The sequence below is a fragment of the Gluconobacter aidae genome, from assembly GCF_009547075.1.
GTDB classification, from domain to species: Bacteria; Pseudomonadota; Alphaproteobacteria; order Acetobacterales; family Acetobacteraceae; genus Gluconobacter; species Gluconobacter aidae.
Genome location: NZ_WIPH01000007.1, coordinates 85044 through 103729 on the forward strand (window position 1 = coordinate 85044; position 18686 = coordinate 103729).

Sequence of the window (18686 nt, forward strand, 5' to 3'; positions counted from 1 at the left end):
TAAGGGTGTGGTTGTAGGGTCGGGGGACTTGAAACAATCCGCGGAAAACGGTCAGAAATTGCCATTATGGATGACTACGACAGACTGCTTGAAAGGCTTTCGAATCTCACCTGCAACTGGGTTATAGGGAGTGTTAAAGACGTTATCGGTCTGTGCCTGACCGTTATCGGACTCGAAGGTTTTATTACGATTGGAGATCGAGTCGCGGTAATGGCGCGGGATGGTCGTATCGTGCAATCGGAGGTTGTTGGGTTTCAGGGTAACGTCGCGCGACTTATGTCTTTTGGTCCACTGGATGGGATTGGGCCGGGATGTGAGGCCAGGATTCCGCTGAACCGTCATGATGGTGGTCTTGGCGTCAACGAAAACTGGCTGGGCCGCGTGGTGGACCCGCTGGGAGAGCCGATCGACGGGAAGGGGCCTCTGTTTCCATCGTTTGAGCGGCAGCCGGTTCAGTGTCCTCCGCCCAATGCCGCAAGCCGGGCGCGGCTTGGCGATCGTATCGACCTCGGGGTCCGGGCGCTTGATACTTTCACGACCTGCCGGCGGGGGCAGAGGCTCGGGCTTTTCGCAGGATCGGGCGTCGGGAAATCCACATTGCTCTCCATGTTGGCGCGCGGTGCGGATTGTGATGTCGCCGTGATTTCGCTTGTGGGCGAGCGTGGGCGTGAGGTGCGGGAGTTCATCGAGGATGATCTCGGGCCGGAAGGGCTGGCGCGTAGCGTGCTGGTGATAGCGACTTCGGACTCACCGCCACTGATGCGTCGCGAAGCCGCCCTGTCCGCCATGGCCATCGCGGAATATTTCCGGAACCAGGGCAAATCGGTCCTGCTGCTGATGGACAGCGTGACGCGGTTTTGCATGGCGCTGCGTGAAATCGGTCTGTCAGCAGGAGAGCCCCCCGCGACACGGGGGTATCCGCCTTCGGTCTTTGCCGAGTTGCCGCGTCTTCTCGAGCGGGCGGGCCCGGGCTATGCCGATCAGGGCATGATCACGGCGCTTTTCACGGTTCTTGTGGAAGGGGATGACCAGAATGAGCCGGTTGCGGATGCCGTGCGTGGCATTCTGGACGGCCATATCATTCTTGATCGCAAGATCGGCGAGCAGGGGCGTTATCCTGCCATTGATGTTCTGCGTTCCCTGTCGCGTGCGGTCCCGGGATGTAATTCGCCTGAGGAAAACGCTCTGACGCGACGCGCACGGGCCGCGATGGCGACCTATCAGCGGATGGCGGACATGATCCGGCTGGGGGCGTACAAGCCCGGAACGGATCGTGAGGTGGATGAAGCCATTGCCCTGATGCCGAAGCTGAACGAATTCCTGTCTCAGGGGCGGAACGAACGCACCACGCGCGCCGAAGCCTTTGAGCAGCTGGCGCAGATCATGCAGGTGCCGCTGAAAAACCTGCCTCCTGAATGAATTGTAAAGGACCTCACATAATGGAACGCTCTCCTCTCGAGACATTGATTATCCTGCGGGAGCAGGAACTTGATCTTGTGGAACGCAGCTTTTCAGAGGCCGTGGCGCGAGAAACGGTAGCGGAAGAAAAACTGGCTGCCGCCCAGACAGAAATCCTGAACGAACAGCGAGCCGCGTCCAGCTCGACTGCGGATGATGGGGCCGTGGAAGCGTTCAGTCGCTGGCTTCCCGCCGGGCGACAGGCCGTTTTGGATGCTCGAGAGTGCTGTCGGGAAGCGGCGATGGATCGCGAGGCAGTGCGCGCAGCCCTAATCGCTGCCCGGGCAGCCATGGAGGCCGTCAGGACCTTGCGGGAAGAGCACAAGGAAGAGGAGCGGCAGGCTGACCTCAGAAAGGAACAGAACGCTCTGGATGAACTCGCTGTCCGTCAGTTCGGCAGGTCGTGAGAGGGTTCATGCCCGCGTAAAGCCGTTCCGATCTGGGCTGTGGTTCCGATCAGCGCGCAGGCGACCGGGTGGGTGCTGTCGCGGACGAAAGCCAGGACGAGGTCGGGATCGCTTGGGAAAAGATCGCTTTGCAGCGTGATGACCGGTGTCATTTCGCCGTTGCGTGATGCTCCTTCGGCTGCATGGGAGAGAAGACGGGCAACAGCTTTTTCCAGTGCTGGAAGAATGACCGTGTGGGGGGCGTCATGATGCGCGGCATGGGCCGCAATCAGTTCCTCCCAGCCGCTACGGGTTACGAAAGCGGGGATGCCGTCCGGTGGAGTTTCGCGCTCGGCGCGCAAAAGGGCGCCGGACTGGGCCATGCCAAGGATATCCAGGGCAGGGAGAATCGCGGGATCGAGTTTGATGGACATTCTGGTCTTTGGTTCGCGGGTGGAAGAGGCCGGGTCATTCCGGGGAAGGAACGGCCTCTGAGCCGTTTTCAGTGCGGTGGGTTGCCCATCGCCTGCATCAGGGCCGTAACCTGTTCGGGCTGGGCCTTGAAGAGGGCGACATTGGACGGGTTGGGGCTGGGCATTCCTGTCGGGAGCTGTCCGTTACTGGCGGCCAGGGTCATGCCGAATGTGGTCATGCCCATGACAAAGCTCTCGGGTGTGAAACCGTGGCTTTGCAGGACGGGTGCCAGTCCCGGCACCTGACTGATCTGCCGGATCGTTTCTGAGAGGCTCGTGCCATGGGAGTTGGGGGGCTGGATATTCCGGGCCTGGAGTTCGGCGATCGTTGCGGCGGCCCGGGTCATGAAGTCGGGTGGCAGCGGGTAGCGCATGGCGCGCTCCGTATCGGCGCGGACCTGCGGCGAGACCTGCTGGGTCTGCTGCGGCGCGCCCTGAAGGGGGGCGCTTCCGTCGATCTGGGTCTGGCTCTGGGTGCTGCCCTGATAGGCGGAGGGTGGATAGGACTGGGCCTGTGCTGCGAGCGGCAGCATTGCAGCGGAAACGAGGAGGGCGGAGAGCCCTGTCATGCGGGGAAATGTCATGCCTGCACCCATTCGCCAGCGCGCATCAGCGGCACGCGATTGCCATTCTTGAGACCGTCGAGGTCGATCTTGTCCGAACCGATCATCCAGTCAATGTGGATGAGGGAGTCGTTGACGCCTCGCTCCAGCAGTTCTTCCGGCGTCAGGCCTTCGATATCGACCATGCATTTCGTATAGGCCTGACCGAGGGCAATGTGGCTGGACGCATTTTCGTCGAACAGCGTGTTGCGATACAGGATCTTGCTGGCCGAGATGGGCGAGGAGTGCGGTACGAGGGCCACTTCACCAATCCGGGCCGCGCCTTCATCGGTGCTGAGGATGCGCTTGAGCACGTCTTCGCCCTGGCTGGCGGACGCTTCGACAATCTTTCCGTTTTCAAAGCGGACCGAGATGTCGTCGATCAGCGTGCCCTGATGGAAAAGCGGCTTGGTGCTGCTGACCCGGCCATCGACCTTGCTGCGATGGGGCGTCGTGAAGATTTCTTCCGTCGGGATATTCGGGTTGCAGACAATGCCGTTGCCCGATTTTTCCGAGCCGCCTGCCCAGAGATGGCCATCCGCGAGACCGACCGTCAGATCGGTGCCGGGGCCGCTGAAATGCAGGGCGTCAAAGCGGCTGTCATTCATGTATTTTGCCCGGGCATGCAGACGGGCATTATGGGCTTTCCACTCGGCGACGGGATCGGCCACGTCGACGCGGGAGGCTTTGAAGATTCCGTCCCACAGGGCGGCGAGTGCTTCGTCGGCCGGAAGCTCCGGGAAGACCTGTGCGGCCCAGGCCGGGGTGGCGCAGGCGATGATGTTCCAGTTCACGGCGAACTGCGTGATGATTTCCATCGCCGGGCGGTTGGCCTTGGAATTGGCACGGTTGGCCCGGGAAATACGCTCGGGGTCCTGGCCTTTCAGAAGGGTCGGGTTGGCGCCCGTGATGGCCATGCGGGCTGCGCCTTCACGGAAAGCGCGGGCCATGCCGTCAGCGAGCCATGTGGGGGCGACGTCGAAAGCCTCGTCCGGGGCATGGATGAAGCGGGCCAGCGTGGTTTCATCGTCCGCGTACAGCGTTGTCACGAGAGAAGCGCCAGCCTTGTAGGCGTGTTCCGTCACCCGACGGACCAGCGGGACGGCGGCCAGCGGTGCTGTGATGAGAAGCTGCTGCCCCGGCGCGATGTTCAGGCCAACGCGGACGGCAACCTCGCCCAGGCGGTCAAGCAGCTGTTCGTGCGAAAAGGTGGAAGGAGCGGACACGTTGGACTCTTTCGCAGTGATCATTCTGTCCGTCATGGTGTGCCCTGTGGCGCCGAAGTGCAAGAGAGCAGGGCGGGGTGTGAGGTGACAGTCCTGTAGGGGCGCAGTATCGTTTTCGCCATGAAACCCGGACTTCACATTTTCGCCGATCCAGGTGAGCCCGACCAGAGTCCATTCGATGTCGCGGTCGTCATGCCGAGCCTGTTGCGGCCGAGTATCGTCCGGGCGCTTCAGTCCATCTTCGAGCAGAAGGGTGGCTTGCGGGTCCAGATCATGATCGGGCTGGATCGGGCTCCGGGAGAAGGTGCGGACGAACTGCTGCGACGTGCGGTCGAAGGACGGCCGCCTGGCTGGGCTGTCGAAGTGCTGTGGCCCGGCTATTCCACGTCCCAGAGGCATGGCGGATTTGGCCGTGCAAAGGATGGGGGCGTGTTGCGCAGTGTGCTCAGCCAGCTCTCGAATGCGCCGCGGATTGCCTATCTCGATGACGACAACTGGTGGGCGCCGGATCACCTGTCCTCTCTGCTGACGGTGATTGAAGGGCAGGACTGGGCCTGGGCCGGGCGCTGGTTCGTGCATCCGCGGACGCTGCGCCCTATCTGCGAGGACCAGTGGGAGTCGGTCGGGATCGGGGGCGGGATTTTTCGGGAAAGCTATGGCGGATTTGTCGATCCGAACTGCCTGATGATCGACCGGACGCGGGTGCCGGAAGCTCTGGAGATGTGGAACCAGCCTCTGGCCGGAGACGGGACGCAGATGACGGCGGACCGGAATGTTTTCAGGCTGCTGAAGGACAGGCCAGGCAGGCCGACCGGCGAATATACGGCGTATTATGTCCTGACCGAGACCGACGGATTGCACCTGACGCGGCTGCGTCTGATGGGGTCGGCCGTTTGGGACAGAGCAGCGGCTTGCAGAACGGCTGGTCAGGACGCCTGATGTGAAAAACCCGGCGCGGAGACACTCTCCGTACCGGGTTTTTCACGGTATTCCTCACATGGAGCGGATCGTGTTGCGACGTGGCGGCCGGCGCTGACGGTCGGCCTGCGCGTCCGGATTGGCGGCCTTGGCAGCCTTTTCACGCGCGATGGTGCGCAGTTCGACTTCCAGTTCGCGAATGCGGCGCTGGATGCTCTCCTTCAGTGTCGGAGAGGTGTGGGATTTCATGGAGGCGATCGTCTCCTTGAGGTCCCGGAGCTGTTTTTCCTTTTCGGCCTGATTACGGCGAATAGGCTGGTTGTCGGACATCTGTCCCTGAAATGCACGCATGTGTTCGTCTTTCCGCATGAAGCATTCACGGGCCTCCCGCTCATCCGGGGATGGCGGGATGGAACACGCAAAAGCGTGCCCGGCTGGCCCTGTGTGGCTCATGATTATGGGGGACGGGGTATTACCGTCCGGTTAATTCAGGATCGGGGAGAAAGGATGTCCCGCAAAGCGTCTGTCAGGCGTATGCAGGCTTCGTCCGTTCCGATCGAGATGCGCAGCCAGTCCTGGATGCGCGGGGTTGAGAGATGCCGGACAAGGATCGCCCGCTCGCGCAGGGCTGCGGCGATGGCTCCGGCCTTGTGCTCCGGATGGTGCACGAGAACGAAGTTGGCACAGGATGGCAGGACTTGGAAGCCAAGATTTCGCAGATCCGGGACCAGCCTGTCACGGCTCGCGACGACGCGCGCCGTGATGTCCGCAAGCCAGTCGGTATCCTGGATCGCGGCGATGGCCCCGGCCTGTGCCGGGCGGGAGAGAGGATAGGAATTGAAGCTGTCCTTGACCCGGATGAGACCTTCGAGCAGCTCGGGGGAGCCGATCGCAAAACCCACACGCAGCCCTGCCAGGGCATAGGACTTGGACAGCGTCTGGACCACCAGAAGATTGTCATACCGGTGTGTCAGTTCAATGGCGGACTGCGCCCCGAAATCGACATAGGCCTCGTCGATGATGACGGTGCGGTCCGGATGGCGCTTCAGGAGCGTCTCGATCTGCTCCAGTGGGAGGGCGATACCCGTGTTCGCATTGGGATTGGCGACGATGATGCCGCCGCAGTCACCGGTATAGGCGTCGATGTCGATCGCAAAATCGTCATTGAGCGGGATATGGCGGAACGGCTGTTCGAACAGGCCGCAATAGACCGGATAGAAGCCGTAGGTCACATCCGAGAACAGGACCGGTGCGTCATCGTGGAACAGGGCGCGGAAGGCATGGGCCAGCACTTCGTCCGAGCCGTTGCCGACGAAAACACGGTCCGGCGTCGTACCAAAGCGCGTGGCAATGGTGTCGCGCAGAACTGTCGCCGTCGGGTCCGGATACAGGCGCAGGTCGTCGGAGGCGGCTTCCCGGATGGCGTCGAGAACCTTCGGGCTTGGACCGTAGGGAGACTCGTTCGTGTTGAGCTTCAGCAGGTCTGCGACTTTCGGCTGCTCGCCCGGAACATATGGATGCAGGTCACGGACACGGCGGTTCCAGAAACGGCTCATGCGGGCGTTCCGGTGAACAGGCTGGTCATGAGCTGGCGCTCGGCGAGGTCACGGGCGGAAACGCCATCCGCGTCTTTCAGATCCGGGTTGGCCCCGGCGGCCAACAGCTTCCGTGCCATGTCTTCGCGGTTGAACATGATGGAGAACATCAGCGGTGTGCGACCCGCATGATTGGCGTGATCCACCTGGGCGCCGTGATCGAGCAGAAGTGTTGCGATGTCGGTCAGGCCCTTGAAAGCCACACCGGACAGTGCCGTGGCGCCCTTGAGATCGGTGGCTTCCGTATCGGCGCCCCGGTCCAGCAGCAGGCGCGTGGCATCTGCGTGGCCGTTATAGGTGGCGACGATCAGCGCGGTGTAGCCGCGGCTGTCGGGCGTATCGATGGCCATGCCGGCGTCCAGAAACTGGGTCAGGAGGTCGGTATCGCCTTCACGGGCCGCGTCGATGAACAGGGCGGTGATCTGGTCTGACGTGAAAGTGACGTTCTGGGCGTTCATGACGGTTTCCACATGGCGGTGTCCCCTCGCGGGGTGTTGTCGGGCAGGAGATTAGCTTTTTGTGTCAGCGGGCGGAAGGGTAAGGCTCTCACCGTTCTCCAGTGCCGCGAAGGGGCGGCTTCCGGGGCGGCTGGCGAATTCCAGACGGGTGGGGGGCTCCAGAATGGCCTCATCGGTGAGCTGGAAGGTCCCGAAATGGATGGGCAGCCCCTGTTTTGCCCTGAGCGTATCGAAGGCCATGAGGGCTTCTTCGGGCGACATATGGACGCGCCGCATCAGCTCCCTCGGATCGTAGGCGCCGATGGGCAGGATGGCGAGATCGATCTCCGGCCAGCGGCGGTGAATCGCGTCGAAATGCTTGCCCCAGGCCGTATCCCCCGCGAAAAACACCGTGTGACCATCCGCTTCGATCGTAAATCCGCCCCACAGCGCATGGTTGGAATCGAACGGCGTGCGGGCGCTGCCATGCAGGGCCGGGGTTGCCGTGACGCAGGCACCATCGTCGGTCGTGCTTTCCCACCAGTCCAGCTCGGCGATACGGGGCAGATCGGCCTTTTCCAGATGGCGGCGGTTGCCGGGCAGCGAGATGCACAGCGGGTCGTCCCGTTCGGCCAGGGCGCGCAGGCTCGGCAGGTCCATGTGATCGTAATGGCAGTGCGAGACGAGGATGATGTCGATGCGGGGGAGGGCATCCAGTGCAATGCCGGGCGGACGGACGCGACGGGGACCGAAACTGCGGAAGGGGGAGCAGCGTTCGGAGAATACCGGATCAGTGATGATCCGCAGAGGGGCGCGTCCCGCGCGGCCGAACTGGAGCAGAACGGTCGCATGGCCGATGAACGTGACGCAGCATTCTCCCGGAGCCGGCGTAGCCTGCGGCCAGGCTTTCTGGGGTGGAAGGGCGTCCGGCCAGCGAGGGCGCAGCCCCATCTGCCAGCGGAAGATATTCCCGATCCGCTGGGACGTCGTGCGGGCCGTGCGTGTCTCGTCGGGACGCCATGCCTCTGGATTTCGGTAATGACGCCCGTCGAAATGTGGCAGGTTGTCATTAAGCACAAGAGCGTGTTTCACAATATGGTTTACCAATCAGCCATTGCGTCCGGCGCGACTTCGCGTCATGCCGTGGCAGCAGAAGGTGCGGGAGACATCGTTGCGTGTCTTCCCGTCAGTCACAAGCCGGAGACCCCATTCCGATGAGTACGCTTCCCCAACTCGCCATCAATACGATCCGTACCCTTTCGATGGAAGGTGTCGAACGCGCCAATTCCGGCCATCCCGGCACGGCCATGGCCCTTGCCCCCGCGATGTATGCCGTCTGGCAGCATGATCTGAAATATGATCCGGCCGATCCGTGCTGGCCGGCGCGCGACCGTTTCGTCCTCTCGGTCGGCCATGCTTCGATGCTGCTGTACTCCACCCTGTTCCTGACGGGTGTGAAGGATATCCGGGACGGCAAGGTTGTCGATGCACCGTCGCTCACTGTCGAGGACCTGTCGCAGTTCCGCCAGCTGAACTCCAAGACGCCGGGCCATCCGGAATACCGCTTTACCGCTGGTGTCGAGACCACGACCGGCCCGCTCGGTCAGGGCTGCGGCAATTCCGTCGGTATGGCGATCGCGCAGAAATGGATGTCCGCGCGTTATGACCGCCCGGGCTTCAAGCTGTTCGACTACCATGTGACGGTGTTCTGTGGTGACGGTGACATGATGGAAGGCGTGGCGTCCGAAGCCGCCTCCACCGCCGGTCATCTGGCGCTGGGGAACCTGACCTGGATCTATGATTCGAACCAGATTTCCATTGAAGGTTCGACGGATCTTGCGTTCACGGAAAACGTGGGCAAACGCTTCGAGGCCTATGGCTGGCATGTCCAGACGCTGACGGACGGCAATGATGTGGACGCCATTCTGGCTGCTCTGAAAGCTGCGCGAGCGGTGACGGATCGTCCGAGCATGATCGTTCTCAAAACGGTCATCGGCTATGGCGCACCCAAGAAGGCCGGTACGGCTTCGGCACATGGTGAGCCGCTGGGCGCGGAAGAAATCAAGGGTGCGAAAGCCGCTTATGGCTGGCCGGAAGATGTGCCGGATTTCTACGTCCCCGATGGCGTGAAGGAGCATTTCGCCGAGGGGCTTGGCAAGCGTGGCGCGGAAGCCAATGCGGAATGGCGCGAGCTTTTCTCGGCCTATCGCGAAGCACATCCGGACCTCGCGGCTGAAATCGACTGCATCATCGAGCACCGCCTGCCGGAAGGTTGGGACAAGGACATTCCGACTTTCGAAGCCGACGCCAAGGGCGTTGCCTCGCGTGCAAGTTCCGGTCAGGTGCTGAACGCGGTTGCGAAGAACCTTCCCTGGATGATCGGTGGTTCTGCCGACCTGACGCCGTCCACCAAGACGGACATCAAGGGCGGTGGCTCCTTCCAGCCGGAAAAATGGAACGGCAGCTATGGCGGCCGGAACATCCATTTCGGTGTGCGCGAACATGCGATGGGCTCCATCTGCAACGGCATCGCGCTGTCGGGCATCCGCGCTTACGGTTCGGGCTTCCTGATCTTCTCCGATTACATGAAGGCGCCGATCCGTCTGTCGGCCATCATGGAACTGCCGGTTCTGTACATCTTCACGCATGACTCCATCGGCGTGGGTGAAGACGGACCGACGCATCAGCCGATCGAGCAGCTCGCACAGCTTCGCGCCACGCCGGGTATCATGACGATCCGCCCGTCCGACGCCAACGAAGTGGCCGAAGCCTGGCGGACGCTGATCCCGATGACGCACAAGCCGGCGGTCCTGGCGCTGAGCCGTCAGAACCTGCCGACGATCGACCGTACGAAATATGCCTCCGCCTCCGGTCTGGCGAAGGGTGGCTATGTGCTGGCGAGCTGTGAGGGCAAGCCCGACGTGATCCTGATTGCTTCGGGTTCGGAAGTCAGCCTCGTGGTTGCGGCTTACGAGAAGCTGACGGAAGAGGGCATCAAGGCCCGCGTCGTGTCCATGCCGAGCTTCGACCTGTTCGAAGAGCAGAGCCAGGAATACCGCGATTCCGTGCTGCCGCCTGACGTGATCGGTCGCGTTGCGGTCGAGCAGGCTGCGGCTTTCGGCTGGGATCGTTACGTCGGTCTGGGTGGCGCGATCATCGCCATGAACACGTTCGGTGCGTCGGCTCCGGCCTCGGCACTGCTCACGAAATTCGGTTTCACGCCTGAGGCGGTCTACGACGCGGCGAAGCGTCAGGCCCTTCGCGGCAAGTAAGGGAGAGATCCTGTGGCAGACACAATCTCCAATACCGGTCTGAACGAAGTCGGCAGTGTGCTGCGCGACCTTGAGAAATACGGTCAGTCTCCCTGGCTGGACTTCATCCAGCGCAGCTTCACGGAGGATGGCAGCCTCAGCAAACTGGTGGACGAGGATGGCCTGCGGGGCGTGACGTCCAACCCGGCCATTTTCGAGAAGGCCATCGGACACGGCACGGAATACGATCCGCAGATCCGCAAGCTGCTCGAAGGTGAGGGCCTGTCGCCCGGCGAACTCTATGAGCATCTCGCCATCGACGATATCCGCTCGGCCTGTGCTGTGCTGGACCCGGTGTTCGAAAAGACCAAGGGGCTGGATGGCTATGTCAGCCTTGAGGTCTCGCCCTACCTCGCCTTTGATGCGCATGGGACCATCACGGAAGCGCGCCGTCTGTGGAAGGCGGTCGGGCGTCCGAACCTGATGATCAAGATTCCGGGTACGGTTGAAGGCACGGGTGCGATCCGCGAAGCCATTGCGGACGGCATCAATGTCAACGTGACGCTGCTGTTCTCGCTGGACGCATACAAGGCCGTTCTGGAAGCCTATATTTCCGGTCTTGAGGCTCGTGTGGCCCGTGGCGAGGAAATCTCGCGCATTTCCAGCGTGGCGTCGTTCTTCGTCAGCCGGATCGATGGCAAAATCGACGCGGAAATCGATCGCCGCGTTGCTGCTGGCGATCCGGAAGCCGAAGCGCTGAAGGCCATTCGCGGCAAGGTCGCAATTGCCAATGCCAAGATGGCGTACCAGTACTATCTGGAAGTCCGGAACAGCCCGCGCTGGAAGGCGCTGGCCGAGAAGGGCGCGAACCCGCAGCGTCTGCTGTGGGCCAGCACCGGCACCAAGGACAAGGCCTATTCCGACGTCCTGTATGTCGAGGAACTGATCGGTCCAGAGACGGTCAACACCATCCCGCCGGCAACATTCGATGCGTTCCGCGACCATGGCAAATCCCGTGCGAGCCTGACGGAGAATGTCGATCAGGCACGGCACGTCATGGCAGAAGCCGAGCGTCTGGGACTGGGGCTGGATGCGATTACGGCCAAGCTGGTCAAGGATGGCTGCGCGGCCTTCAGCGTCTCGTTCGATACGCTACTGACGGCTGTTGCCACCAAGCGCGAGGCCGTGCTGGGCGATCGTCTCCTGCGGGTCAGCGCCGACCTTGCGCCCGATCTGCGCGATGACGTCGCGGCGGCCGAAAAGGACTGGAGCCATAGTGGCGGTCTGCGCCGCATCTGGAAGAAAGACCCGTCTGTCTGGACGAACGGTCCGGAAGCCGGCTGGCTGAACTGGCTGACGGTCGTGCAGGATCGTCTGTGGCATATCGAGGAGCTGGAAGTCCTGGCCCGTGATGTCCGCAGTCGTGGCTTCAAGGATATCCTGCTTCTCGGCATGGGTGGTTCGAGCCTCGGCCCCGAGGTTCTGGCCGAGACGTTCGGGCAGCGCGAAGGCTGGCCGAAGCTGCATGTTCTCGACAGCACAGACCCGCAGCAGGTTACGGCCTTCGAGAAGGCGATCGATCCGAAGAACACGCTCTTCATCGTGGCCAGCAAGTCCGGCGGGACGCTGGAGCCGAACATCCTGTTCGCGCATTTCTGGCAGGTCGCGGGGCAGGCTCTGGGCAAGAAGCCGGGTGACAGCTTCATCGCAATCACTGATCCGGACTCCCACATGCAGAAAGTGGCCGAGGAAAACGGCTTCTGGCGTGTGTTTTACGGCGATCCGAAAATCGGCGGCCGCTATTCGGTACTGTCCAATTTCGGACTGGTTCCTGCGGCGGCAAGCGGTATCGATGTCCGCAAGCTGCTGACGGTCACGCGCCTGATGGTGGAATCCTGTGACGGAAGCGCGCCGCCTTCCGCCAATCCGGGCGCGGTTCTGGGCCTGATCCTGGGGCATGCCGCGCACTGCTTTAATCGTGACAAGGTCACGATCCTGGCGTCCGAAGGCATTGCGTCGCTTGGGGCCTGGCTGGAACAGTTGATTGCCGAGAGCACGGGCAAGAAGGGTCTCGGCCTTATCCCCATCGATGAGGAAGAGCTTGGAACGCCGGATGTCTACGGAACGGACCGCGTTTTCGTGGACCTGCTGCTCGGCGACGATGTTCCCGACAGCCGCCTTGGCGCCCTGCGTGCTGCTGGCGCGCCGGTGGTCACCATCCGTCTGGCGGACAAGGCCCAGATCGGGCAGGCGTTCTTCCTGTTCGAGTTCGCCACGGCCGTGGCGGGTGCGGTTCTGGGGATCGATCCGTTCGATCAGCCGGATGTGGAGTTCAGCAAGCTCGAGACGCGCAAGCTGACCTCGGCCTATGCCGAAACGGGATCGCTGCCGCCGGAAACGCCCTTCGCCAAGGATGGTCCGCTCTCCTTCTATGCGGATGCGAAGAACACGGAAGCCTCTGGAAACAAAGGCGATGCGGTCTCCATTCTCAAGGCGCTCTTTGATCGCGTAAAGCCGGGTGACTATGTCGGGCTGCTCGCCTATATCAGGCGCGACCAGCAGACGCGGGACTGGGCACAGTCCGTCCGCATGGAGCTTCGCGATGCGCTGAAGGTGGCGACAGCCGCTGAATTCGGACCCCGGTTTCTGCACTCGACGGGGCAGGCCTACAAGGGTGGGCCCGACAGTGGCGTGTTTCTGCAGGTCACGGCAACGGATGCGGCGGATGTGCCGGTTCCGGGGCATGGCTTCAGCTTCAGTATCGTCAAGGCGGCACAGGCGCGGGGCGATTTCGAAGTGCTTGCGGCCCGTGGTCGGCGTGCCCTTCGTGTTCATATCGACGGATCTCTGGAAGACGGGCTGAAGGCTCTGGAAACGGCGATCCACAAAGCATTGGCAGGAGCATAAGTAATGCGCATCGGAATCATCGGACTGGGACGGATGGGCGGTAATATTGCCGTCCGTCTGACGCGCCACGGACATGATGTCGTCGTGCACGATCGCACGCCGGAAGTGACGGCTTCGGTCGTCAGTCGTTGTGAAGCCGGGCGCGCGACGGCCGCCGACACGGTGGCGGACATGGCGACACTGCTCGAAGGTGACGAGCACCGGGTGGTGTGGGTCATGCTGCCGGCGGGACCTGTCACCGAGGACTGCGTTCAGCAGCTCGGTGGTCTTCTGGGGCGCGGCGATATCATCATTGATGGTGGCAACACCTACTACAAGGATGATGTCCGCCGTTCGGCCGAACTGGCCGAAAAGGGCATTTCCTATGTCGATGTCGGGACTTCAGGCGGTGTCTGGGGGCTGGAGCGCGGCTACTGCATGATGTTCGGTGGAACGAAAGAGACCGCTGAATATATCGACCCCATCCTCAGCGCGCTGGCGCCGGGTATCGGAGACGTGCCGCGCACGCCGGGTCGTGAAGAAAAGGGTCATGATCCCCGGGCCGAGCAGGGTTATCTGCACTGTGGCCCCGCCGGTTCGGGGCACTTTGTGAAGATGGTCCATAACGGCATCGAGTATGGCATGATGCAGGCCTTTGCCGAAGGCTTTGATATCATGAAGAGCAAGAACTCCCCGATCCTTGCGGAAAAGGACCGGTTCGAGCTCAATATGGGTGACATCGCGGAAGTCTGGCGTCGCGGTAGTGTCGTGTCGTCCTGGCTGCTCGACCTGACAGCCGAGGCCCTGACCCGTTCCGAGACGCTCAATGAGTTCTCGGGTGAGGTCGCGGATTCCGGAGAAGGCCGCTGGACGATCGAGGCTGCCATCGAAGAAGACGTGCCGGCTCCGGTCATGACGGCTGCGCTGTTCACGCGCTTCCGCTCGCGGTCCGGTAATAATTTTGCCGAGAAGGTGCTCTCGGCACAGCGTTTCGGTTTCGGCGGACACGTCGAGAAGAAATAAGACGACGCCCCGCATGGGCAAGGACTGGCTGGCAAGGTATGGTTTTGCCATCGATGACCAGCCAGCCCCCGCAAAGACTCTGACGGGGGTTTTTACAGGGGCTCTTATGTCCGTTGACCTCGACGCCATCCACGCGGAGCTGCCTCCGCTGCCACAGACCATCCGGATGGTCGTGTCCGACATGGATGGAACCCTCCTGACCCCTGACAAGACCCTGGCTCCTTCGACGCTGGCCATGGCGAAGATGCTTCAGGAACGCGGAATTCCGCTCTGTCTGGCCAGTGCGAGGCCCCCTGCCGCGATGATCCCCTATATCGAGCAACTCGGTCTGACCGGGCAGAATGCCGGGTTTAATGGCGGCATCATTTTCAGCCCTGACGGCACTACGTCCGTCAGTCGCATCCTGTCCCCCGGTGTGCTGGCGATCGTCCATGACATGCTGCATCTGCACGGGATCGAGACCTGGTTCCTGCGGCAGTCCTACTGGATGGTAAAGGACGCCTATACGCCCTTCGTGCAGCACGAACAGGGCATCACCGGTCTGACGCCGCATCAGGTTCCCGATCTTCGCAAGGAGTTCGAGGGCATCGGCAAGGTCATGGGCGTGAGCAGCGATACCCGCCTGCTCCAGGATGTCGAAACCGAGCTTGGCGCCATGCTTCAGGGTGATGCGAGCGTGCGTCGTTCTTCCGATATTCTTCTCGATGTGACACCGGCCCTGGCCAACAAGGGCGAGGCTGTTCGCGAACTGGCGCTTGCCCATGGCATTGCGCCGCATGAGGTCGCCTGTCTTGGCGATGCCCATAATGATCTGCCGATGTTTTCGGTTGCGGGTCTGGGCATTGCGATGGGGCAGGCCGAAGACGATGTGAAAGCCGCCGCGCAGCTTCTCACGGACACCAACGAGCGCGATGGCTGGGCCAAGGCCGTCGAGCGCTACATCCTGCCGAGAGTTCCCAATCCATGACCACCGACATCCGTGCCGCCACGCTGGAAACCCTTCCTGACTCTGAAGCCGTTGCCCTGCGGATGGCGGATCTTCTCGTCGAAGGCATTCTGGCCAAAACGGAAGGCCTGTTCCGGGTCGCCCTGTCCGGCGGCTCCACGCCCAAGCGCCTGTTCGAGATCCTCGCCACGCCCTCCCGGGCGAAGCTGATCCCGTGGGAGCGTGTCGAGATTTTCTACGGCGACGAGCGACACGTGCCGGAAGGTCATGCTGACAGCAATCACACGGTCGGCGAGTCTGTCCTGCTGTCCCACGTCCCGGTGCTGAGGCGGAACGTCCATGCCATCCCGACTGCGGCTACAGTGGAAGAGGATGCGAAGGCTTACGAAAAGACTCTTCAGGCTGCTTACGGCGCAACGGAGCTTGATCCGAAGCGTCCGCTGTTCGATCTGGTCATGCTGGGTCTGGGGACGGATGGTCATACCGCTTCGCTGTTTCCGGGGCAGCCGGTCCTGAAAGAGCGGACGGCCTGGGTTGGAACGGCCGCGCCGTCCACAGCGCCTTATGAGCGTATCACGCTGACCTATCCTGCCATCCAGTCCAGCGCGCTGGTCGTGTTTCTCGTGACGGGAGCTTCCAAAGTCGAGATGCTGGAGCGTCTGGTCGAGGGCGACAGTTCCATTCCCTCCGCCCGCGTGACGAGCGAAGGGCGGATCATCATTCTTGCGGACCGTGCCGCGGTGGGAGAAGGCGCGTGAACGGGCCGGATATGAACATTCACAAGCGCACTGCCGCGCGTGAAGCCGCCGACATGGTCAAGAGCAGCATGGTGGTGGGGCTCGGGACCGGTAGCACCGCCGCTTACATGATCGAACGTCTGGGCGAGCGCGTCGCCGAAGGGCTGGAGATCTTCGGGATTCCGACCTCCGATGACAGTGAGGACAAGGCGCTCAGGGTCGGGATTCCGTTGACCGATTTCAGCGCGCATCGCCGGATCGATATTGCCATTGATGGCGCGGACGAGGTCCAGCGCGGTCCGCTCAATCTCATCAAGGGTCTGGGCGGTGCGCTGCTGCGTGAGAAAATCGTGGCGCAGGCAGCCAAGCGGTTCGTAGTGATCGTGGACGGTACCAAGCCCGTGGATCGGCTGGGCGAACGGGCGCCTGTGCCAGTGGAAGTGATTTCCTTCGGCTGGGAATGTACGGCGGAACGTCTGGCGGCCTGTGGCGCGCATGGTGTGAAGCCGAGGACGGACCGGGCCGGATCGCTGTTTGTGACCGATACCGGCAACATGATTCTGGACTGCCATTTCGGGCCGATCGAGAGGCCTGAGGAACTGGCGGAAAAGATCGACCGGATTGTTGGTGTCGTGGAGCACGGCATGTTTCTCAACATGGCATCCGAAGTCCTCGTGGCGAAGCAGGATGGCGTGGAACGGTGGGAGCCATGAAAATGACCGAATATGAAACGCAGATGGGTCTGAAGCCGCATTTTCTTGTGGTCATGGGCGTGTCCGGAACAGGCAAGACAACGGTTGCAGCCGGGTTGGCCACGCGTCTGGGCTGGCATTTTCAGGAGGGTGACGCGCTGCACCCACCGGCCAATGTCGAGAAGATGAGCACCGGCCAGCCGCTGACCGATGCGGACCGCGCACCCTGGCTTGCGCTCTGTCATGACTGGCTGCGCAAACAGGTGCAGGCTGGACATGGTGCCGTTCTGACCTGTTCCGCGCTCAAGCGCTCCTATCGTGAGCAGCTTCGCGGTGAAGAAGGTCTGCCGATCGAGTTCGTGCATATCGATACGTCGGCCGCGGAGCTTGCCGACCGGTTGCAGCGTCGGGAAGGGCATTTCATGCCGGTGAGTCTGCTGCCGAGCCAGCTTGCGACGCTGGAAGTGCCGGGCGACGACGAGCCGGTGATCCGGGTCTCGGGCGAGAAGCATCCCGATGTGGTGCTGGAGGAACTGATCCGTCATTTCCAGGCGGAGGACTGATTCGTGGCCGAGACCACCCGGCTTCTGGTGGATGCCGATGCGTGCCCGGTCAAGGATGAGATCTACCGGGTCGGGGCACGTTACGGCCTGAAGACAGTCATCGTTGCCAATAGCTGGATGAACATTCCACAGTCTCCGCTTATCGAACGTGTCGTGGTGCCGGAAGGGCCGGACGTGGCGGATGACTGGATTGCGGAACAGGTCACGCGGTCTGATATCGTCATCACCAGTGACATTCCGCTCGCGGTGCGCTGTCTGGCGAAACAGGCTTCCGTTCTGCGCCCCAATGGTGAAGAAATCGACGAGCGTTCTGTCGGCATGGTCTCGGCCATGCGGGACCTGATGCAGGGGCTGCGCGAGACGGGGACGGTCACGACCTACAATCCGTCCTTTGGAAAAGCCGACCGGAGCCGGTTTTTATCCGCACTGGATACACTTATCGTGCGACTCCGCAGGAAAGCTGCCCTCGCGCGATCGGTCCCCAGTTCTTCAGAAACAATCCACAGGTCCTTCCCCGAAGATGTTCCCTGATTCTGGGGATATCTTCTTCCGGGGATAATCCCGCCCTGATGAGGATATTTTCCCATGAATCCGCTCCGTCTTGCCCAGATTGAGATGTTCTGCGCGGTTGTGGAGGAGGGAACGGTCGTTGCCGCATCCCGGCGCCTGAACTGCGTGGCGTCCAATGTGACGGCTCGGTTGAAGGAACTGGAGCTTCTGGTCGGGCAGAGGCTGTTCCTGCGGGAGAAAGGCCGCCTGACCCTCACCCCCGAAGGCCGCCTGTTCTATCAGCAGGCTATGCCGGTTGTGTCTGGCGCGCGAGGTCTGACAGACCTGTTTTCCGAAGGCACGCCGCAGGGCATTCTGAATATCGGCGCGCTGGATGTCGCGCTTGAGGGATATCTGCCGCGGATCGTGCCTGAGTTCCTCAAAGCCTGCCCGGGTGTGGAACTGAAGATGTTCCTGCGCCCGACCTATACGCTGGAGAGGATGCTGGCGGATGGGGAAATCGATCTGGCGCTGACGGACGGTCCGATCGTTCATCCCCTGATGGAAAGCCGTTTTGCCTTTCGCGAGAAACTGGCGCTGGCCATGCCGGAGGGGCAGAAAGGCGCGCGGGACGGGCAGCATGTATTCCTGTTCAACACCGACTGCTTCTATCGCCGGTATTTCGAGACCTGGCTTGAGCGCCACGAGGTGTCGAACGCGATCATCCACACGGTCGAATCCTACGACGTCATCCTTGCCTGCGTTCAGGCGGGGCTGGGCATTTCCTGTGTTCCGCACAGCATCATTTCGCAGATCAAGAAGCGGCGGCGTGAAGGGATCACCTTTACATATCCGGAAGATCTGAAAGGGAGCGAAGTTTATTTCATCTGGCGTGAGCCGGGACTGAATGATCTCGGGCGAAGATTGATGGATTATGCGCCGCCACATCCGGATACTCATGAAAAGTGAGCCTCGGGTTCACGAATCATCACTTTTTATTATCG

General features: G+C 61.9%; 19 protein-coding genes. 12 read left to right on the plus strand and 7 right to left on the minus strand.

What is annotated here, in order from left to right; all coding sequences use genetic code 11:
* The first annotated feature begins 66 nt into the window (after positions 1 to 66).
* The gene (fliI, locus tag GFJ39_RS05150; RefSeq protein ID WP_153430332.1) at positions 67 to 1419 is read left to right on the plus strand and encodes a flagellar protein export ATPase FliI; all 1353 of its coding nucleotides are present in this window, start codon (positions 67 to 69) and stop codon (positions 1417 to 1419) included.
* Positions 1420 to 1439: 20 nt separating this feature from the next.
* Positions 1440 to 1865 (plus strand): flagellar export protein FliJ, encoded by a 426-nt coding sequence (locus tag GFJ39_RS05155; protein ID WP_153430333.1) that lies wholly within the window; start codon positions 1440 to 1442, stop codon positions 1863 to 1865.
* Here GFJ39_RS05155 and GFJ39_RS05160 read toward each other — a convergent pair.
* The 3 genes from GFJ39_RS05160 to GFJ39_RS05170 form a co-directional block, all read right to left on the minus strand.
* Positions 1847 to 2278 carry a hypothetical protein gene (locus tag GFJ39_RS05160; RefSeq protein ID WP_153430334.1) on the minus strand — a complete coding sequence of 144 codons (432 nt, stop codon included), beginning with the start codon at positions 2276 to 2278 and terminating at the stop codon, positions 1847 to 1849. The genes GFJ39_RS05155 and GFJ39_RS05160 overlap by 19 nt on opposite strands.
* Before the next feature lie 68 nt (positions 2279 to 2346).
* Entirely contained in the window at positions 2347 to 2901 is a 555-nt protein-coding gene (locus GFJ39_RS05165) for a hypothetical protein (protein WP_153430335.1), read from the minus strand.
* Entirely contained in the window at positions 2898 to 4181 is a 1284-nt protein-coding gene (locus GFJ39_RS05170; protein WP_153430336.1) for an aminopeptidase, read from the minus strand. Before GFJ39_RS05170 ends, GFJ39_RS05165 begins: the two co-directional genes overlap by 4 nt.
* Positions 4182 to 4265: 84 nt before the next feature.
* Between GFJ39_RS05170 and GFJ39_RS05175 the strand changes: the two genes are divergently transcribed.
* Entirely contained in the window at positions 4266 to 5084 is an 819-nt protein-coding gene (locus tag GFJ39_RS05175) for a glycosyltransferase family protein (RefSeq protein WP_153430337.1), read from the plus strand.
* Positions 5085 to 5138: 54 nt separating this feature from the next.
* Here GFJ39_RS05175 and GFJ39_RS05180 read toward each other — a convergent pair whose 3' ends face one another.
* The 4 genes from GFJ39_RS05180 to GFJ39_RS05195 form a co-directional block, all read right to left on the minus strand.
* Positions 5139 to 5414: a hypothetical protein gene (locus GFJ39_RS05180; RefSeq protein ID WP_153430338.1), complete on the minus strand. Its 276-nt coding sequence runs from the start codon at positions 5412 to 5414 to the stop codon at positions 5139 to 5141.
* A gap of 137 nt (positions 5415 to 5551) precedes the next feature.
* Positions 5552 to 6619: a histidinol-phosphate transaminase gene (gene hisC, locus GFJ39_RS05185; protein ID WP_153430339.1), complete on the minus strand. Its 1068-nt coding sequence runs from the start codon at positions 6617 to 6619 to the stop codon at positions 5552 to 5554.
* On the minus strand, positions 6616 to 7116 hold the full coding sequence (locus GFJ39_RS05190; protein WP_153430340.1) for an ankyrin repeat domain-containing protein: 501 nt from the start codon (positions 7114 to 7116) through the stop codon (positions 6616 to 6618). Before GFJ39_RS05190 ends, hisC begins: the two co-directional genes overlap by 4 nt.
* 51 nt (positions 7117 to 7167) lie before the next feature.
* Positions 7168 to 8172 (minus strand): MBL fold metallo-hydrolase, encoded by a 1005-nt coding sequence (locus tag GFJ39_RS05195; RefSeq protein ID WP_407645866.1) that lies wholly within the window; start codon positions 8170 to 8172, stop codon positions 7168 to 7170.
* Between the two features lie 137 nt (positions 8173 to 8309).
* Here GFJ39_RS05195 and tkt point away from each other — a divergent pair, with 137 nt between their 5' ends.
* The 9 genes from tkt to GFJ39_RS05240 all read left to right on the plus strand — a co-directional run bounded on the left by tkt (position 8310) and on the right by GFJ39_RS05240 (position 18651).
* The gene (gene tkt / locus GFJ39_RS05200) at positions 8310 to 10367 is read left to right on the plus strand and encodes a transketolase (RefSeq protein WP_153430342.1); all 2058 of its coding nucleotides are present in this window, start codon (positions 8310 to 8312) and stop codon (positions 10365 to 10367) included.
* 12 nt (positions 10368 to 10379) lie between these two features.
* Positions 10380 to 13253, plus strand: a complete 2874-nt coding sequence (locus tag GFJ39_RS05205; RefSeq protein ID WP_325062839.1) for a bifunctional transaldolase/phosoglucose isomerase — start codon at positions 10380 to 10382, stop codon at positions 13251 to 13253.
* A gap of 3 nt (positions 13254 to 13256) precedes the next feature.
* Complete coding sequence (gnd, locus tag GFJ39_RS05210) at positions 13257 to 14255, plus strand: phosphogluconate dehydrogenase (NAD(+)-dependent, decarboxylating) (RefSeq protein ID WP_153430343.1); 999 nt, start codon at positions 13257 to 13259, stop codon at positions 14253 to 14255.
* 106 nt (positions 14256 to 14361) lie between these two features.
* Complete coding sequence (locus tag GFJ39_RS05215; protein WP_194285297.1) at positions 14362 to 15222, plus strand: Cof-type HAD-IIB family hydrolase; 861 nt, start codon at positions 14362 to 14364, stop codon at positions 15220 to 15222.
* Positions 15219 to 15959 carry a 6-phosphogluconolactonase gene (gene pgl / locus GFJ39_RS05220; protein WP_153430344.1) on the plus strand — a complete coding sequence of 247 codons (741 nt, stop codon included), beginning with the start codon at positions 15219 to 15221 and terminating at the stop codon, positions 15957 to 15959. Before GFJ39_RS05215 ends, pgl begins: the two co-directional genes overlap by 4 nt.
* Positions 15960 to 15970: 11 nt before the next feature.
* Positions 15971 to 16651, plus strand: a complete 681-nt coding sequence (gene rpiA, locus GFJ39_RS05225) for a ribose 5-phosphate isomerase A (protein WP_153430365.1) — start codon at positions 15971 to 15973, stop codon at positions 16649 to 16651.
* A gap of 2 nt (positions 16652 to 16653) precedes the next feature.
* A complete protein-coding gene (locus GFJ39_RS05230; protein ID WP_153430366.1) occupies positions 16654 to 17193 on the plus strand; it encodes a gluconokinase in 540 nt (179 codons plus the stop codon).
* A 3-nt stretch (positions 17194 to 17196) separates the two neighbouring features.
* Positions 17197 to 17724: a YaiI/YqxD family protein gene (locus GFJ39_RS05235; RefSeq protein ID WP_325062840.1), complete on the plus strand. Its 528-nt coding sequence runs from the start codon at positions 17197 to 17199 to the stop codon at positions 17722 to 17724.
* A 54-nt stretch (positions 17725 to 17778) separates the two neighbouring features.
* Entirely contained in the window at positions 17779 to 18651 is an 873-nt protein-coding gene (locus tag GFJ39_RS05240) for a LysR family transcriptional regulator (protein WP_153430345.1), read from the plus strand.
* Positions 18652 to 18686 lie beyond the last annotated feature (35 nt).

Excerpts from the sequence above, each read along its gene's own strand:
- fliI (WP_153430332.1), top strand. The coding sequence starts at position 67 with ATGGATGACTACGACAGACTGCTTGAAAGGCTTTCGAATCTCACCTGC.
- GFJ39_RS05155 (WP_153430333.1), top strand. The coding sequence starts at position 1,440 with ATGGAACGCTCTCCTCTCGAGACATTGATTATCCTGCGGGAGCAGGAA.
- GFJ39_RS05160 (WP_153430334.1), bottom strand. The coding sequence starts at position 2,278 with ATGTCCATCAAACTCGATCCCGCGATTCTCCCTGCCCTGGATATCCTT.
- GFJ39_RS05165 (WP_153430335.1), bottom strand. The coding sequence starts at position 2,901 with ATGACATTTCCCCGCATGACAGGGCTCTCCGCCCTCCTCGTTTCCGCT.
- GFJ39_RS05170 (WP_153430336.1), bottom strand. The coding sequence starts at position 4,181 with ATGACGGACAGAATGATCACTGCGAAAGAGTCCAACGTGTCCGCTCCT.
- GFJ39_RS05175 (WP_153430337.1), top strand. The coding sequence starts at position 4,266 with ATGAAACCCGGACTTCACATTTTCGCCGATCCAGGTGAGCCCGACCAG.
- GFJ39_RS05180 (WP_153430338.1), bottom strand. The coding sequence starts at position 5,414 with ATGCGTGCATTTCAGGGACAGATGTCCGACAACCAGCCTATTCGCCGT.
- hisC (WP_153430339.1), bottom strand. The coding sequence starts at position 6,619 with ATGAGCCGTTTCTGGAACCGCCGTGTCCGTGACCTGCATCCATATGTT.
- GFJ39_RS05190 (WP_153430340.1), bottom strand. The coding sequence starts at position 7,116 with ATGAACGCCCAGAACGTCACTTTCACGTCAGACCAGATCACCGCCCTG.
- tkt (WP_153430342.1), top strand. The coding sequence starts at position 8,310 with ATGAGTACGCTTCCCCAACTCGCCATCAATACGATCCGTACCCTTTCG.
- gnd (WP_153430343.1), top strand. The coding sequence starts at position 13,257 with ATGCGCATCGGAATCATCGGACTGGGACGGATGGGCGGTAATATTGCC.
- GFJ39_RS05215 (WP_194285297.1), top strand. The coding sequence starts at position 14,362 with ATGTCCGTTGACCTCGACGCCATCCACGCGGAGCTGCCTCCGCTGCCA.
- pgl (WP_153430344.1), top strand. The coding sequence starts at position 15,219 with ATGACCACCGACATCCGTGCCGCCACGCTGGAAACCCTTCCTGACTCT.
- rpiA (WP_153430365.1), top strand. The coding sequence starts at position 15,971 with ATGAACATTCACAAGCGCACTGCCGCGCGTGAAGCCGCCGACATGGTC.
- GFJ39_RS05230 (WP_153430366.1), top strand. The coding sequence starts at position 16,654 with ATGACCGAATATGAAACGCAGATGGGTCTGAAGCCGCATTTTCTTGTG.
- GFJ39_RS05240 (WP_153430345.1), top strand. The coding sequence starts at position 17,779 with ATGAATCCGCTCCGTCTTGCCCAGATTGAGATGTTCTGCGCGGTTGTG.